Raw genomic sequence first — 15,360 nt, 5'->3', positions numbered from 1 at the left:
GCTTTGTTCGTCAAACGCAGGAGAGAAGCAGCACATCATGAATAGCCAGTCGGGTGCGCCGGTCGCGGGCGCGCCGTCCTTCGTTCCTTCGTCCGGCGCCGATGCGCGCGCCGAGAACTTTGTCCAGATCGTCGACGTCGTCAAGAAATTCGGCGAGACCGAAGTGGTGCGCAACGTGAACCTGACGGTGCGCCAGGGCGAGCTGTTCGCGCTGCTCGGCAGCTCGGGTTCCGGCAAGTCGACGCTGTTGCGCATGCTCGCGGGCCTCGAGACGGTCACATCGGGCAAGATCCTGATCGACGGCGAGGACCTCGCGCAGATGCCGCCGTACAAGCGGCCCGTGAACATGATGTTCCAGTCGTATGCGCTGTTCCCGCACATGTCGGTCGAATCGAACGTCGCATACGGCCTGAAGCAGGAAGGCACGCCGAAGGCGGAACTGAAGGAGCGCGTCGCGGCGGCGCTCGAGCTCGTGCAGATGAGCAAGTACGCGAAGCGCAAGCCGCACCAGCTGTCGGGCGGCCAGCAGCAGCGCGTCGCGCTCGCGCGTTCGCTCGTCAAGCGCCCGAAGGTGCTGCTGCTCGACGAGCCGATGTCGGCGCTCGACAAGCAGATCCGCCAGCGCACGCAGATCGAGCTCGTCAACATCCTGAACAAGGTCGGCGTCACCTGCATCATGGTCACGCACGACCAGGAAGAGGCGATGACGATGGCGAACCGGCTCGCCGTGATGAGCGAAGGGCAGATCGTGCAGATCGGCTCGCCGAACGAAGTCTACGAATATCCGAACAGCCGCTTCTCGGCCGAGTTCATCGGCTCGACCAACCTGTTCGAAGGCGTCACCGTCGAGGACGAACCCGACCACGTGTACATCGAATCGCCGGAGCTGCCAAGCCGGCTGTACGTGAGCCACGGGATCACGGGCCCGCTCGGGATGCCGGTCACGGTGTCGGTGCGTCCCGAGCGGATCGCGCTCACGCGCAAGCCGCCCGAAGGCGCGTTCAACTGGGCGCGCGGCAAGATCACCAACGTCGCCTACATGGGCGGCTATTCGCTGTATCACGTGAAACTCGATGCGGGCAAGACGGTGATCGCGAACGTGTCGAGCCTCGCGATCACCGAGCTCGACACACCGGCGCTCGGCGACGAGATCTACGTGCGCTGGAGCGCGACCGCGGGCGTGGTGCTGACGTCATGAGCGCGCTCAAGTCCCTGCTCGCGTGGCCCGTGCGGCGCTTCAACCTGACCGGCGGCTCTGCGGTCGTCGCGGGGCCGTACACGTGGCTCGTGCTGTTCTTCCTCGTGCCGTTCGTGCTGGTCGTGAAGATCAGCTTCGCGGAGCTGCAGCTCGGCATTCCGCCGTATACGGAACTCGCATCGTACGCGGACGGCGTGGTGCACATCGCGCTGAACCTGTCGCACTATGCTTTCCTGCTCACCGACAGCCTGTATTTCGCGACCTACGTGAATTCGGTGCTGGTCGCGGCGATCACGACGCTGCTGTGCCTGCTGATCGGCTATCCGATGGCGTACTACATCGCGCGTTCGAACCCGGCGACCCGCAACCTGCTGATGATGGGCGTGATGCTGCCGTTCTGGACGTCGTTCCTGATCCGCGTGTACGCATGGATCGGGATCCTGAAGAACAACGGGCTGCTGAACAACTTCCTGATGTGGATCGGACTGACCCATACGCCGATCGAGCTGTACCGCACGAACTACGCGGTGTACATCGGGATGGTGTATTCGTACCTGCCGTTCCTCGTGATGCCGCTCTACGCGCACCTCGTGAAGATGGACCTGCGCCTGCTCGAAGCCGCGTACGACCTTGGAGCCAAGCCGTGGAAGGCGTTCGTGCAGATCACGCTGCCGCTGTCGAAAAACGGGATCATCGCGGGCTGCCTGCTGGTGTTCATTCCGGCAGTCGGCGAGTACGTGATTCCGGAACTGCTCGGCGGCGCGAACACGCTGATGATCGGCCGCGTGATGTGGAATGAATTCTTCAACAACGCAGACTGGCCGATGGCGTCGGCCGTGACCTGCGCGATGGTGCTGCTGCTGCTCGTGCCGATGGCGATGTTCCAGCACTTCCAGGCGAAGGAGCAGGAGGCCCGTCGATGAAGCCGAATCGTTACCTGCAGTTCGCGGCGCTGTTCGCCGGCTTCGCGTTCCTGTACATCCCGATCATCAGCCTGATCGTCTATTCGTTCAACGAGTCGAAGCTCGTCACCGTGTGGTCGGGTTTCTCGTTCCGCTGGTACTCGGCGCTCGTCGAGGACGACGAGCTGCTGACGGCTGCATGGCTGTCGCTGAAGATCGGCGTGCTGACCGCGTTCGCGTCGGTGTTCATCGGCACGTGGGCCGGCTTCGTGCTCGCGCGGATGGGGCGCTTTCGCGGCTTCGCGCTGTTCAGCGGGATGATCAACGCACCGCTGGTGATTCCGGAGGTGATCCAGGGGATCTCGCTGCTGCTGCTGTTCATCGAACTGGCGAAGTGGATCGGCTGGCCGGCCGAGCGCGGTGTGTTCACGATCTGGCTGGGCCACGTGATGCTGTGCATTTCGTATGTCGCGATCATCGTGCAGTCGCGCGTGCGCGAACTGAACCCGTCGCTCGAGGAAGCCGCGCTCGATCTGGGCGCGACGCCGCTGAAGGTGTTCTTCACGATCACGCTGCCGCTGATCTCGCAGGCACTGATCGCGGGTTGGCTGCTCTCGTTTACGCTGTCGATCGACGACCTCGTGCTGTCGGCGTTCCTGTCGGGCCCCGGCTCGACGACGCTGCCGCTCGTCGTGTTCTCGCGCGTGCGCCTCGGCCTGAACCCGGAGATGAACGCGCTCGCGACGCTGTTCATCGTCGCGGTGACGGCCGGTGTGGTGATCGCGAACTTCGTGATGCTGCGCCAGGAGCGCAAGCGGACGGCCGCATTCGCGACCTGACGTCATCACGAACAGGTTGCCGACGCAACGAAAAACGCCCGGTGCCGACGACGAGTCGGGCCGGGCGTTTTGCTTCGGGGTGTGCGCCGCGGTGACTTATGCGCCGAACGCGGCCTTCGCGAGCAGCCCGAGCGCGACGCAGACGAGCACGGCAGCGAAGCCGGCCTGCACATGCCGCGCGGACAGGTGCCGGGAGGCATTGCGCCCGATCGCCATGCCGATCGCGGTCGCGACCGTGAACCACAGCATCATGTCGAGCGGTGCGCGCGTGCCCGACACGAGCGTCGCGAGCACGCCGCCGGTGCCGACCAGCGCGATCACCATCAGCGACGTCGCGACTACGCCGTGCATCGACACGTTCGTGAACTTGCGCAGCATCGGCACGATCACGAAGCCGCCACCGACACCGAGCAAGCCCGTCATCAGCCCCGTCACCGCGCCGGTCGACGCAAGCGCGAGCCCGACCGGCCAGGACCACACGAGCCGGCCCGTATCGGGATTCACGCGGCCGACGCACAACCGCGACTCATCCGCGTCGCCGGGCGCGTGGCGCAGTGCCTGCCGCAGCAGGCGGCCCGCGACGACCAGCATCGTCAGCGCGAACAACGCCAGCAGCACGCGTTGCGGCAGCACGTGCGCAAGCTTCACGCCGAGCGTCGTGAGCGGCACGCCCGCCACGGCCATCAACAGCGCCGCGCGATACCGCACGAGCCCGCGACGAAACCCTTCGAGCGCGCCGAGCGCCGCGCTGCCCGCGACAGCGACGAGCGCGACGGGCGTGGCCTGCTGCATCGGCCAGCCCATCCCGACGACGAGCGCGGGCACCGCGAGAATGCCGCCGCCTGCGCCGGTGAGGCCCAGCACGGCGCCGACGAGACTGCCGAGTACGAGGGAAATCAGCATGGTGTCATCGGGTTCCGGTCAACGTGCGATCGCGGGCTTCGCGAGCCATTCGCGGCCCTTGAGCATCGCCTTCCAGTAGAGCGGCGGCAGCAGGCGCTCCTTGAGCAGCCACGCGAGCCGGGACGGACGCCGGCCGTCGATCAGCCACGCGGGGAAGGTCGGCGCGACCTTGCCGCCGTACAGGAATTCGGCGAGCACGATCTTGCCGCGCTCGACGGTGAGCGGGCACGAGCCGTAGCCGTCGTACGCGGCGTCGCCGTGCGCGCGGCCCAGAGACGCGAGCACATTGTGCGCGACGACCGGCGCCTGCTTGCGCGCGGCCGCGGCGGTCTTCGCGTTGGTCGTGTTGGTGACGTCGCCGAGCGCGAAGATGTCCGCGAACTGCTTGTGCCGCAGCGTCGCCGGATCGACGTCGATCCAGCCGGCCGCATCGGCGAGCGGGCTCGCGCGCACGAAATCGGGCGCCTTCTGCGGCGGCACGACGTGGATCATGTCGAACGCGCGTTCGACGGTTTCCGTGCCGCCGTCGGGCAAGGTGCGCCGGAACGTCGCACGCCGCGCGGGCCCGTTGATCGCGACGAGGTTGTGGCCGAACGACAGCGAGATGTCGTAGCTTTTCACGTACTCCATCAGCGCGGGCACGTAGTCGGCGACCCCGAACAGCGCGGCGCCCGCATTCAGGAACTCGACGTTCGCGGCGCCCAGGCGGCCCGCGCGCCGCCAGTGATCGCACGACAGGTACATCGCCTTCTGCGGCGCGCCAGCGCACTTGATCGGCATCGGCGGCTGCGTGAACAGCGCGTTGCCGCCGCGGAACGCCTGTACCAGTTCCCACGTGTACGGCGCGAGGTCGTAGCGATAGTTCGACGTGACACCGTTGCGGCCGAGCGTTTCCGCGAGGCCGTCGATCGCGTGCCAGTCGAGCTTGAGCCCCGGGCAGACAACAAGCTTGCGGTAGCCGATACGCCGGCAACCGTCGAGCACCACCGTGTGCGCGTCGGGCTCGAAGCCGGCGACGGCGGCCTGGATCCATTTCACGCCGCGCGGCAGCAGGTCGACGATGCGGCGCGCGGTCGTGTCGGGCCGGAACACGCCCGCGCCGACCATCGTCCAGCCGGGCTGGTAGTAGTGCGTATCGGCCGGGTCGATCACCGCGATATCGAGCGATGCGTCGCGCGCAAGCAGGCTCGACGCGACCGCGACGCCGGCCGCACCCGCGCCGACGATCACGATGTCGTGCCGCGCGTCGATGGCTGGCGCGGGCTGGCGGCCGTCCTGCGCGAGTCCTTGCGTGGCACCTCGTGTGAGACGCGGCGCGAGCGCGCCGAGGTCATAGCCGGCCGCGGCGGCGATCGCGACGATGTCGCCGGCCGGACGCCTGTCGGCCTGCGACAGCGCCCACAGCGTCGCCGAACGCGTGCCGCTGCGGCAGTATGCGAGTACCGGGCCGGCGAGCGACGCGACGAGCGCGTCGAACTGCCGGGCCTGATCGTCGGTGACCTTGCCGGTATCGACCGGAAGGTAATGGACGGCGATGCCGAGCGGCGCAGCGGCGGCGCGGATCTCGTCCACGGTCGGCTGGTCCGCGCCTTCGCCGTCGGGGCGGTTGCAAACGATCGTGCGGATGCCGGCCGCGTGGAGCGCGGGCAGGTCGGTCGCGGCGATCTGGGGCGAGACCGACAGCAGGTCGGTCAGCGTGCGGATGGTCATGTCGGGGGTTCTCCGGTCGGGGCGGCGGCTCAGATCGCGTCGAGCGGGATCTTCAGGTAACGCACGCCATTGTTTTCGGGCTCGGGCAGGTGGCCGGCGCGCATGTTGACCTGCACGGACGGCAGCATCAGCACGGGCATGTCGAGCGTCGCGTCGCGCGCGGTGCGCATGGCGACGAAATCCTCCTCGGTCACGCCGTCCTTCACGTGCACGTTCGCGCGGCGCTGCTCGGCCACGGTCGTCACGAACTGCACGTCGCGGCCGCCCGGCTGGTAGTCGTGGCACAGGTACAGGCGCGTATCGGGCGGCAGGGCGAGCACGCGCGCGATCGAGCGGTACAGCGTGCGTGCGTCGCCGCCCGGGAAATCGCAGCGGGCGGTGCCGTAGTCGGGCATGAACAGCGTGTCGCCGACGAACGCGGCACGCTGCGTCGCGTCGTCGATGCAGTAGGTCAGGCACGCGGGCGTGTGGCCCGGCGTGTGCAGCGCGCGGATCGTCAGCCCGCCGAGCGCAAGCGTGTCACCGTCGTCGAGCAGGCGATCGAACTGGCTGCCGTCCTGCGCGAAGCCCGGGCCGGCGTTGAACAGCGTGCCGAACACGTGCTGCACGCGGCACACGTGCGAGCCGATCGCGATCTGCCCGCCGACATGCGCCTTCAGGTAAGGCGCGGCCGACAGATGGTCGGCGTGCACGTGCGTTTCCAGCAGCCAGTGCACGGTCGCACCGAGTTCCGCGACGCGGGCGATCAGCCGGTCGGCGCTGGCGGTGCGCGTGCGGCCGGATTTCGGGTCGTAGTCGAGCACGCTGTCGATCAGCGCGCACGCGCGGCTCGCGGTGTCGAGCAACAGGTAGCTGACGGTATGGGTCGCCGGGTCGAAAAAGCCTTCGACTGACAGCATGGGGGCATGGCTCACGGGATGTCCTCGATCGGGTTCTGCATCGGCAATCGGGGATCCCAAACTCAAGAAGCATGCCAGCCCGCGCCGCGACGCCGGACGAAATGGCAGGTACTTGATTCGGCTCGCATTTCTGGCCTGATCGCGGTGCGCTGCGGGCACGGACTGCGGGGCGTCGTCGATGCAGACTGCCACATTTGGCAGTGTTGTGGCAGAATTGGCAGTCGATCTGGCAGTCCGACTGTCCCTCCGTTCCCGAGCCGCCTCATGAATCCGCACGACACCATTCCGATCGTTCCCGCGCCGTCGCGCGACGTCATGCCCGACGTGCGTGCGCTCGTCGCGTATCTCGAGCACGACCCGCAGCCGATGATCGTCGTCGATCCCGACTACCGCATCCTCGCGGCGAACGATGCGTACCGGCGCCAGTTCGGCGTGGCGGGTGTCGAGCACGTCGGCCGGCGCTGCTTCCAGGTCTCGCATCACTACGACGTGCCGTGCGACCAGGCCGGCGAGCATTGCCCGATGAAGCAGGCACTCGAGTCGCGCAGCCTGAACCGCGTGTTGCACATTCACCATACGCCGCGCGGCCCCGAGCACGTCGACGTGGAGTTGCGGCCGATCTTCGACGCGCGCGGCGACGTGATCGCGTACGTCGAGCGGCTGACGACGGTGCGCAGCGCGTCCGCGCAGCCGAGCGCGGAAGGGCTCGTCGGCGGCGCCGATGCGTTCAATGCGGCACTCGGCGCACTGCAGCGCGTTGCGCCGTCGATGCTGCCCGTGCTGCTGCTCGGCGAATCGGGTACCGGCAAGGAGCTGTTCGCGCGGGCGCTGCACGAGGCGAGCGAGCGTGCGATGGGGCCGTTCGTGGTCGTCGACTGTTCGGGTATCGCCGAGACGCTGTTCGAGAGCGAACTGTTCGGCTACGAGAAGGGGGCGTTTACCGGCGCCAACCAGCGCAAGCCGGGCCTCGTCGAGACCGCGCAGGGCGGCACGCTGTTTCTCGACGAGATCGGCGACGTGCCGCTGCCGATGCAGGTGAAGCTGCTGCGGCTGATCGAGTCGGGGACGTTCCGGCGCGTCGGCGGTGTCGAGGCGCTGCGCGCGGATTTCCGGCTCGTCGCGGCGACGCACAAGCCGCTGCGCGAGATGATCGACGATGGCCGGTTCCGGCAAGATCTCTACTACCGGATCAACGCGTTTCCGATTCCGCTGCCGCCGCTGCGCGAGCGGCGCGGCGACGTCGCGCTGCTGGCCGAATCGATCCTGCGGCGCATCGCGAACGCGCGTGCCGGCGCGGGCGATGCGAGCGCGCGACCGTTCGCGGCCCGGCCGTTCGTGCTGAGCGAGCATGCGCGTGCGTGCCTCGACGCGTATGCATGGCCGGGCAATATCCGCGAGCTGCGCAACGTGCTGGAACGTGCGTGCCTGTTCGCGGACGACGGGACGATCCGCGTCGAACATCTGCCGGCCGAGCTGGTCGCGGCGTCGGCCACACCGCATGCGCATGCGGCGGACACGCGCGGCGTGTCGGACGCGGAACTCGTGCGGATTGCCCGCACGTTCGACGGTACGCGCAAGCAGCTGGCCGAGCACGTCGGGATGAGCGAGCGCACGCTGTACCGGCGGATGAAGGCGCTCGGGCTCGGGGTGCGCGACCGGTGAGCGGGAGCCGGACCGCTCGCGCGGGCAGCGCATGAAACCGACATGCACCGCCCGCGCGGGCTACGCCATCAACGCGCCGGCACCAACTGGGCCATCGCCTCGCGGATGAAAGCGAGCAGCGTTTCGTCGACCCACGAATCCTTCGTCAGCGCCGGCTCGGTCATCATCGCATTGCGGAATTTCGCGTGCGTGGCCGGGTCGTTGCCCGCATAGCTGCGGAACAGGTCGAGCCAGCGTTGCGCGAGCGTGCGGCCTTCCGGCGAATCGGGCCTTGCGCCCGCATCGATCGCGTCGCGCACGTCGCCCATCAGTTGCGGCCATTCCATCGCGCGTGTGCCGTAGTGCGCCCGCATGAAGCGGATCTCGTCCGGCGCGAGATACTTCTCGAAGATCCGCATCTTCGTTTCGGCGGTCGCGCGCAGCACATAGTCGCGCAGCGCGGTCGAAATGCCGATCTTCGACTGCATCGCCGGTTCGCGCTCGTGCATCAGGTTCAGCTTCGCGAGCAGCCGCGGATCGTTGTTCGTGTCGCGCACGAGCAGCGTCATCCAGCGGCCGGCGAGTGCACGGACGCGCTCGTCCTCGGGCGGCACGCCCGCGTCGTGCAGCGCGCGCACGTCGGCGACGAGCGCGATCCATTCGGCGTCGCCCGCCTGGCTCTTGCGGTACATCGGCAGGCGCGCGAGTTCTTCCTCGGAAAAGTATTTGTCGTACACGGTCATCAACTCCAGTGTGGTGAGCCAATCGGCCAGTTCCGGCTCGGTGCCCGCGGCGAGTTGCGCGTGCAGCTGCACGAGCCGCTCGCGCAGCTGCGCGGCCTGCGCGAGCTGGTGGTCGAGCGACGCGATCTGCTTCGCGACGATCTCGACGAGCGGGGTGCCGGGCTGGTTCAGGTAGTCGCCGATTTCGGCGAGCGACAGTCCGAAGCGACGCAGGGCCTGGATCTGGTGGAGCCGGGCGATGTCGTCGCGGTCGTACAGCCGGTAGCCGTTGTCGGCACGCGCCGAAGGCATCAGGAGGCCGATCGCGTGATAGTGATGAAGCGTGCGGACGGTCAGGCCGCTGCGTTTCGCCAGTTCTCCCACTTTCAGCCGCATGGTGTCCTCCGTTCGGTGCGCACGCTGGAGTCTCGAACGTTACGCTACGTGAGGGTCAAGCGGAAGATCGCGGATCGGCGCGCGGGGTGGTCCCGCGCGCCGTGCGTCCCGGGCAAGGGGCGCGTTATTGTGGCGACGGCGGTGACGGCGGCGCGTCGGGCGTGGCCGCGCGTGCCTGGGCGGCGAGGGCGCCTTGGCCCTTGTTGCCGGCGCGGCCTGCCGTGTCGACGTTTCCGGCCGTCGCTGCCTTGCCGGTCGGTTCGACCGGCGGCGTACCCATTGCCTGATAGAGCCGCGCGGTATCCGCGAGGCGTGCGCCGGTCGCGCGAATTTCGTCGAGCCGCGCGTTGCGGTACTGCAGCTCGCTCGCGCGCGCGGCCGATGGCGGCAACGCGCCGAGCCGCACGCGGGCGGCCGCGTCGTCGTACGCGCCGCGCGCGGACAGCGCGGCCCGCGACGACGCATCAAGCGCCTCCGCATCGTGCTCGAGCGCGGCGAGCGAATCGGCGACGTTCTGGAACGCGCTCAGCACGGTCTGCCTGTACTGGTCGACCGCGGCCTCGTAGGTCGCCTTCGCCGCACGCCGCTGCGCGAGCAGCGCGCCACCGTGGAACAGCGGCTGGCTCAGCGACGCGCCGACGTTCCAGATCGCGCCGGCACCCGACAGCATCGTCGGCCAGCTGAAGCCGCCTTTGCCCATGGCCGCCGACAGCGACAGCTGCGGGAACAGCTGCGCGGTCGCGACGCCGACTTCGGCGGCGGCCGCCTTCAGCCCCGCGTCGGCGGCCTGGATGTCGGGGCGACTTTGCAGCAGGTCCGACGGCACGACCACGGGCACCTGCGCGGGCAGGTTCAGGTCGGCGAGCGTGAGGTCGGCGGGCGGCCGGTCGGGCGTGCGGCCGACCAGCACCGCCAGCGCATGGCGCGCCGAATCGCGCTGCTGGCGCAGCGCGGGCAGGCTCGCGGCGAAGGTGTCCGCGCTTTGCTGCGCGCTCAGCGCGTCGCTGTGCGACGCCGAGCCGAGCGCGTAGCGGCGTTGCGCGTCGTGGGCCTGGTCGTTCGCGAGCGCGACGAGCCGTTCGGTCGTCGCGATCTGCGCATTGAGCACCGACACCGTGATCGACGCCGTGACGATGTTCGCGGCGAGTGCCCGGCGCGCCGATTCGAGCTGGAACGCGCTGACGTCGACGCGTTTCGCGAGCGCGCGGTTCGCGAAGCGCGCCGCGCCGAACAGGTCGATCGTGTAGCTCGCCTGCAGTTGCCCGACGAACGTGTCGTACAGCAGCGTCGGCGCGCCGAGCGCGGGGATCGGCACGCCGAGCGCGCGCTGGCGCGTGGCCTGGCCGCCCGCGTCGATCGACGGCAGCATCGAGCTGCCGATCTGTCCGCGCAGCTGCTCGCGCGCGGCATCCAGCGAATGCGACGCCGCGCTGAGCGTCGGGCTGTTGCGCAGGCCTTCGTCGACGAGCGCGTTCAGCGCCTCGGAGCGGTACTGCTTCCACCAGTCGGGCACGGGCTGCGCGCCGACTTCGAACTGTTGCGCGACGCCTTGCGCGGACACGGTCTGCTGCACTTGCGGCACGGTGCCGTAGTGCGCGGGCGACGGCATCGCGGGCGGCTCGCCGCTCGGCGCGAACCACGCGCAGCCCGCGAGCGGGCCGGCGAGGCTCGCCACGGCAAACGCCCGCACGGCTTTCGTTTTCAGGTTCATCGATCCATCCATGGTCAGGCTCCCGACGGCGCGGCCGGTGCGCTGCCGCCTGGCGGCGGGCCGTCGCGCGGGTCGCGTTCGTCGCGCTTCACCCGGAACCACGCGGCGTACAGCGCGGGCAGGTAGAACAGGGTCAGCACGGTCGCGCTCGTGATCCCGCCCATCAGCGCGGTCGCCATCGGCCCGAAGAAGTTCGAGCGCAACAGCGGAATGAGTGCGAGCACGGCGGCCGCGGCCGTGAGCGTGATCGGGCGGAAGCGCCGCACGGTCGCACCGACGATCGCGTCGAAGCGTCCGTGGCCGGCCGCGATGTCCTGCTCGATCTGATCGACGAGAATCACCGAGTTGCGCATGATGATCCCGAACATCGCGATCACGCCCAGCATCGCGACGAAGCCGAACGGCTGGCCGAACAGCAGCAGCGTGCCGACCACGCCGATCAGCCCGAGCGGTGCGGTCAGCACGACCATCAGCACGCGCGAGAAGCTCTGCAGCTGGATCATCAGCAACGTGAACACGGCGATCGCCATCAGCGGCATCTGCGCGTTGATCGACGCCTGCGCCTTCGCGCTTTCCTCGACCGATCCGCCGATGTTGATCTGGTAGCCGACCGGCAGTTCCGCGCGCAACGCATTCAGCTTGCCGTCGATCGCATGCGTGACGTCGATGCCTTGCGCGCCGGCGCGTACGTCGGACTGCACGGTAATGGTCGGCTGGCGATCGCGTTCCCATACCACGCCGTATTCGAGCGTGGGCGTGAAGCGGCCGAGTGAGCCGAGCGGCACGGGGCCGTTCGGCGTCGGCATCGCCAGGCCCGCGAGCTTCGCGGGGGCGACGCGATCGGGGCGCGGCGCACGCAGGTCGACCGCGATCAGCTTGTCGCGTTCGCGATACTGCGTGACGGTCGTGCCGGACAGCGTCATCGCGAGGAAGCTCGACACGTCCTGCGACGTGACGTTCAGCTCGCGCGCCTTCTTCTGGTCGAGCTCGAAGCGCACCGAGCGCTCGGCCGGCTCATCCCAGTCGAACTGCACGTTCACCGTGCGTGCGTCGCCGCGCATCGTCGCCGCGACCTTCTCGGCGATCGAGCGTACCGTCGCGATGTCGTCGCCGCTCACGCGGAACTGCACGGGGTAGCCGACGGGCGGGCCGTTCTCGAGCCGCGACAGGCGCCAGCGCACGGCCGGGAACTGGTCGCGCAGCGTGGTTTCGAGCCAGGTGGCGAGCTTCTCGCGATCCTTGACCGATTTCGCGGTGACGACGAACTGCGCGAAGTTCGGCAACTGCAGCTGCTGGTCGAGCGGCAGGTAGAAGCGCGGCGCGCCGCTGCCGACGAAATTCACCGAATGGTCGATCTCGGGCCGCTTGTCGAGCACCTTTTCGAGGCGTTCGGTCTCGCGCAGCGTCGCCGCGAACGACGCACCCTCGGGCAGCCGCAGGTCGACCAGCAGCTCGGGTCGATCGGAGCTCGGGAAGAACTGCTGCGGCACGAGCGAGAAACCCATCAGCGCGACGACGAAGAGCGCGCCGGTGATCAGCAGCACGACGAAGCGGCGCTCGATGCACCAGTCGATCCAGCCGCGCAAGCGCGTGTAGAAGCGCGTGTCGTAGATGTCGTGCTCGTGATCGTCCGGCAGGTGAGCTTCGTGCGCGTGCTTCTTGCGTTCGGGCAGCAGGTGATAGCCGAGCAGCGGAATCAGCACGACGGCCGCGAACCACGACGCGATCAGCGCGATCGCCGACACCTCGAAGATCGAGCGCGTGTACTCCCCGGTGCTCGATTTCGCGAGCGCGATCGGCAGGAAGCCCGACACCGTGACGAGCGTGCCGGTCAGCATCGGGAACGCGGTGCTCGTGTACGCGAACGCGGCGGCGCGCGCACGGCTGTAGCCCTGCTCGAGCTTCACGGCCATCATCTCGACGGCGATGATCGCGTCGTCGACGAGCAGCCCGAGCGCGAGCACGAGCGTGCCGAGCGACACCTTGTGCAGCCCGATGTCGAACAGGTACATGAAGAGTGCGGTCACCGCGAGCACGACCGGAATCGAGATCACGACGACCATCCCGGTGCGCAGGCCGAGCGACACGAGGCTCACGACCAGCACGATCGCAACGGCTTCTGCAACCGCTTCGAGGAAGTCGTCGACCGAATGCGCTACCGCATGCGGCATGCTCGACACCAGCGTCAGCTTGAGGCCGGCCGGCAGTTGCGCCTGCAGGTCCTTTGATTGGGCGTCGAGCGCCTTGCCGAGCCGGATCACGTCGCCGCCCGGCTGCATCGTCACGCCGATGCCGAGCACGGCATGGCCTTTCGTGCGCATCTGCGTGACGGGCGGATCGTCGTAGCCGCGCTTCACGGTGGCGAGATCGCCGAGCCGGAACGTGCGGCCGTTGATGCGGATCAGCGTGTCGGCGATCGCGGCGACGTTGTCGAACTGGCCGCTCGGCCGCACGAACACGCGATCGTCGGCGGTCGTGAGCACGCCGGCCGACGAGATGTCGTTCTGTGCGTTGATCGCCTGCCCGAGCTGCTGCGGCGAGATGCCGAGACGCGTGAGCTGCGTGTTGTCGGCCTCGATGAAGATCCGCTGGTCGGGGTCGCCGAAGTAGTCGACCTTGCCGACGCCCGGCACGCGCAGCAGCACCGTGCGCAGTTGGTCCGCATAGTCGTGGAGTTGCGCGGGCGTGAAGCCGTCGCCTTCGAGCGTCCAGATGTTGGTGTAGACGTCGCCGAACTCGTCGTTGAAGAACGGGCCCTGAACGCCTGGCGGCAGCGTATAGCCGATGTCGCCGACCTTCTTGCGGATCTGGTACCAGGTCTCGGGCACGTCCTTCACGGGCGCCGAGTCCTTCATCGTGAAGAAAATCAGCGATTCGCCGGGCCGCGAATAGCTGCGCAGGAAGTCGATGGCCGGCGTTTCCTGCAGCTTGCGGCCGATCCGGTCGGTCACCTGTTCCTGCACCTGCCGCGCGCTCGCGCCGGGCCAGAACGTGCGGATCACCATCACGCGGAACGTGAACGGCGGGTCTTCGGATTGCGCGAGCCGCGTGTACGCGAGGATGCCCGCGAGCGTCGCGAGCGCGATCAGGTAGACGACCAGCGCCTGGTGGCGCAGCGCCCATGCCGACAGGTTGAACCGACCTTCTTCGCGGGGGCCGCTCATGACGCGAAGTCCTCCGGATGCAGCGGTGCGATCGGCCGCACCTTCTCGCCCGCGCTGACCGTATGCACGCCTTGCAGCACGACGCGCTCGCCAGGCTGCAGCCCGCTCGACACGGTGACGGTGCGTTCGTTGAAGCGCGCGACGTCGATGCGGCGCAGTTCGAGCGTGTCGTCCTTCGTGCGCACGACCCATACGGCCGGATGCGGGCCGTCGTGGAACAGCGCGCTCGCGGGCAGCGTGATGCTCGGCGCGTTGCCGGCAGCCGGCGCGCCGTCGAACGCGACGTTTGCGGTCATTCCGAGGCGCACGGCCGGATCGGGGGCGGCGAGCGTGAGCTTCACGCGGTAAGTGCGGCTTTGCGGATCGGCGGCCGGCGCGATTTCGCGTACTTTCGCGGCGAACTGGCGGCCCGGCAGCGACGGCAGCGTGACGCTCGCCGCGTGGCCGGGCGTGAGCGATGCGAGCGCGGCTTCGGGCACGTCGCTGACGACATCGACGTCGCCCGACCACGCGAGCTGGTAGACGGCCTGGCCGGCGGAAACGTTCTGGCCGGTGTCGGCCTGTTCGGCGGTGATGGTGCCCGCGTGATCGGCGACGAGCGTCGCATAGCGGAGCTGGTTCTTCGCGAGCGCGAGTTGCTGCTGCGCCTGGTCGCGCTGCGCGAGCGCCGACGTGTAGCTGTTCTGGGTCTGTTCGAGCTGCGCGGTTGCGATCAGGTTCTCGCGCGCCTGCGCGCGATCGCGGTCGAGCTGCTGCTTCGCGAACGCGAGGCTGTGCGATGCGGCTTCGAGCTGCGCCTGCGCGCTCGCGGCGTTCTTCTCGACGTCGGACGGATCGAGCAGCGCGACGACCTGGCCGGCCTTGACCGTATCGCCGAGCCGCACCTTGCGTTCGACGATCTTGCCCGCGATGCGGAACGACAGCGGCGTCGCGTAACGCGGCTGGATCTCGCCGGGCAGCGTGGCGGCAGCCGCGGCGCCGTCGGCGTGCGCGGGCAGCGCGACGACCGGGCGCGGCGCAGGCGGCGCGGCTTCCTTCGGGTGGCAGGCGGCGAGGACGAGCGCGGTGCCGATCAGCAGCACGGCGCGGGAACCGGAGCGATTCACGAAACCCCCAGATGAGGTGAGAGCGGAACGAAGCCGGCAAGCGCGGCGGGCGCTTGCCCCGAGTGGCGCCGGGCCGGCGCCCACGAACACAGCCGAACAACGTCGTTCGGAAACTGTGGCGGATTCTAATACACACCTGTATCTGAATGCAAAGATGAATCTGAAAGGG

The 15,360-nt window shown here is 68.6% G+C and carries 11 protein-coding genes; 4 read left to right on the top strand and 7 right to left on the bottom strand.

Annotated elements, in window-relative coordinates:
* Positions 1 to 37 precede the first annotated feature (37 nt).
* Genes LGM71_RS05785 through LGM71_RS05775 form a run of 3 tightly spaced genes read left to right on the top strand, consistent with a single transcriptional unit; the run spans position 38 to position 2,939 of the window.
* On the top strand, positions 38 to 1,198 hold the full coding sequence (locus LGM71_RS05785; protein WP_226114217.1) for an ABC transporter ATP-binding protein: 1,161 nt from the start codon (positions 38 to 40) through the stop codon (positions 1,196 to 1,198).
* Complete coding sequence (locus tag LGM71_RS05780; RefSeq protein WP_124902392.1) at positions 1,195 to 2,121, top strand: ABC transporter permease subunit; 927 nt, start codon at positions 1,195 to 1,197, stop codon at positions 2,119 to 2,121. The genes LGM71_RS05785 and LGM71_RS05780 overlap by 4 nt, the downstream gene beginning before the upstream one ends.
* Positions 2,118 to 2,939 (top strand): ABC transporter permease subunit, encoded by an 822-nt coding sequence (locus tag LGM71_RS05775; RefSeq protein WP_059606893.1) that lies wholly within the window; start codon positions 2,118 to 2,120, stop codon positions 2,937 to 2,939. Before LGM71_RS05780 ends, LGM71_RS05775 begins: the two co-directional genes overlap by 4 nt.
* Positions 2,940 to 3,035: 96 nt before the next feature.
* Here LGM71_RS05775 and LGM71_RS05770 read toward each other — a convergent pair whose 3' ends face one another.
* From LGM71_RS05770 to LGM71_RS05760, 3 genes are read right to left on the bottom strand one after another with little or no spacing between them, the layout of a single operon-like run.
* Positions 3,036 to 3,842, bottom strand: coding sequence for a sulfite exporter TauE/SafE family protein (locus LGM71_RS05770; RefSeq protein WP_124629413.1), 807 nt, complete (start codon positions 3,840 to 3,842; stop codon positions 3,036 to 3,038).
* Positions 3,843 to 3,860: 18 nt separating this feature from the next.
* Entirely contained in the window at positions 3,861 to 5,552 is a 1,692-nt protein-coding gene (locus LGM71_RS05765; RefSeq protein WP_226114216.1) for a bifunctional protein tyrosine phosphatase family protein/NAD(P)/FAD-dependent oxidoreductase, read from the bottom strand.
* Positions 5,553 to 5,581: 29 nt separating this feature from the next.
* A complete protein-coding gene (locus tag LGM71_RS05760; protein ID WP_264160380.1) occupies positions 5,582 to 6,451 on the bottom strand; it encodes an MBL fold metallo-hydrolase in 870 nt (289 codons plus the stop codon).
* Positions 6,452 to 6,715: 264 nt separating this feature from the next.
* On the opposite strand from LGM71_RS05760, the gene LGM71_RS05755 reads away from it, so the two are divergent.
* Positions 6,716 to 8,113: a sigma-54 interaction domain-containing protein gene (locus tag LGM71_RS05755; protein WP_226114214.1), complete on the top strand. Its 1,398-nt coding sequence runs from the start codon at positions 6,716 to 6,718 to the stop codon at positions 8,111 to 8,113.
* A 68-nt stretch (positions 8,114 to 8,181) separates the two neighbouring features.
* On the opposite strand, the gene LGM71_RS05750 is transcribed toward LGM71_RS05755, so the two are convergent.
* From LGM71_RS05750 to LGM71_RS05735, 4 genes are all read right to left on the bottom strand, one after another.
* Positions 8,182 to 9,210 (bottom strand): MerR family transcriptional regulator, encoded by a 1,029-nt coding sequence (locus tag LGM71_RS05750; RefSeq protein WP_226114213.1) that lies wholly within the window; start codon positions 9,208 to 9,210, stop codon positions 8,182 to 8,184.
* Between the two features lie 124 nt (positions 9,211 to 9,334).
* Positions 9,335 to 10,933, bottom strand: a complete 1,599-nt coding sequence (locus LGM71_RS05745; protein ID WP_226114212.1) for an efflux transporter outer membrane subunit — start codon at positions 10,931 to 10,933, stop codon at positions 9,335 to 9,337.
* A gap of 2 nt (positions 10,934 to 10,935) precedes the next feature.
* A complete protein-coding gene (locus tag LGM71_RS05740) occupies positions 10,936 to 14,085 on the bottom strand; it encodes an efflux RND transporter permease subunit (protein WP_226114211.1) in 3,150 nt (1,049 codons plus the stop codon).
* Positions 14,082 to 15,191 carry an efflux RND transporter periplasmic adaptor subunit gene (locus tag LGM71_RS05735; protein WP_226114210.1) on the bottom strand — a complete coding sequence of 370 codons (1,110 nt, stop codon included), beginning with the start codon at positions 15,189 to 15,191 and terminating at the stop codon, positions 14,082 to 14,084. The genes LGM71_RS05740 and LGM71_RS05735 overlap by 4 nt, the downstream gene beginning before the upstream one ends.
* Positions 15,192 to 15,360: the final 169 nt, after the last annotated feature.

This window comes from Burkholderia sp. AU33545, assembly GCF_020419685.1.
Classification (GTDB): Bacteria; Pseudomonadota; Gammaproteobacteria; order Burkholderiales; family Burkholderiaceae; genus Burkholderia; species Burkholderia diffusa.
Note: the sequence above shows the minus strand (reverse complement) of the source record. Positions and strands in the feature narration are given on the sequence as shown.

Bases quoted from the DNA above. Each gene is read 5' to 3' on its own strand.
- LGM71_RS05775 (WP_059606893.1), top strand. From the start codon at position 2,118: ATGAAGCCGAATCGTTACCTGCAGTTCGCGGCGCTGTTCGCCGGCTTC.
- LGM71_RS05755 (WP_226114214.1), top strand. From the start codon at position 6,716: ATGAATCCGCACGACACCATTCCGATCGTTCCCGCGCCGTCGCGCGAC.
- LGM71_RS05765 (WP_226114216.1), bottom strand. From the start codon at position 5,552: ATGACCATCCGCACGCTGACCGACCTGCTGTCGGTCTCGCCCCAGATC.
- LGM71_RS05750 (WP_226114213.1), bottom strand. From the start codon at position 9,210: ATGCGGCTGAAAGTGGGAGAACTGGCGAAACGCAGCGGCCTGACCGTC.
- LGM71_RS05760 (WP_264160380.1), bottom strand. From the start codon at position 6,451: ATGCTGTCAGTCGAAGGCTTTTTCGACCCGGCGACCCATACCGTCAGC.
- LGM71_RS05785 (WP_226114217.1), top strand. From the start codon at position 38: ATGAATAGCCAGTCGGGTGCGCCGGTCGCGGGCGCGCCGTCCTTCGTT.
- LGM71_RS05745 (WP_226114212.1), bottom strand. From the start codon at position 10,933: ATGGATGGATCGATGAACCTGAAAACGAAAGCCGTGCGGGCGTTTGCC.
- LGM71_RS05740 (WP_226114211.1), bottom strand. From the start codon at position 14,085: ATGAGCGGCCCCCGCGAAGAAGGTCGGTTCAACCTGTCGGCATGGGCG.
- LGM71_RS05780 (WP_124902392.1), top strand. From the start codon at position 1,195: ATGAGCGCGCTCAAGTCCCTGCTCGCGTGGCCCGTGCGGCGCTTCAAC.
- LGM71_RS05770 (WP_124629413.1), bottom strand. From the start codon at position 3,842: ATGCTGATTTCCCTCGTACTCGGCAGTCTCGTCGGCGCCGTGCTGGGC.